General features: G+C 38.1%; 1 pseudogene. It reads left to right on the top strand.

The features are described from left to right. Positions 1 to 143: 143 nt before the first annotated feature. Positions 144 to 480: pseudogene (locus CYP28_RS07625) on the top strand (sodium:proton antiporter); the annotation flags it as partial.

Below are 480 nucleotides of genomic sequence, written 5' to 3'. Positions count from 1 at the left end.
CTTATAAATTTTCTCTAAATCCATCGCTTTTTCCTTTTAAAATTTACCAAAAATCTTAACACATACCCACTTAAGCCACTCTTTTTAAAATTTAATAAGCCCCGCCCTTGTATAATTCTTGCACTCATACAAAAAGGACACTCATGCTTCTCTTTAACCCTGTTGTTTTTAGCATTTTGGTGATGACGGTGCTATGTTTGCTACGTTTTAACATCCTGCTTTCTATCCTCGTTTCTGCGCTTGTTGCTGGGGTTATGTATAAGCATGGTTTTAGTGGATTTGAAAGTGGTTTGGCAAGCGGTTTTGAGAGCTTTTTTACAGCTCTAAAAGAGACCACGCAAAGCCTCATAAGCGGCATGCAAGGCAACCTTGAGACCTCTCTTAGCTACATCTTGCTAGGTGCTCTTGCAGCTGCCATAGCAAATACAAATTTAACTGCCATTTTGATAAATGCAATGAGTAAATTCCTTAGCTCAAATA

Source organism: Campylobacter concisus (genome assembly GCF_002914195.1).
In the GTDB taxonomy this organism is placed as follows: domain Bacteria; phylum Campylobacterota; class Campylobacteria; order Campylobacterales; family Campylobacteraceae; genus Campylobacter_A; species Campylobacter_A concisus_M.
This window is presented reverse-complemented; position numbering and strand designations above follow the sequence as displayed.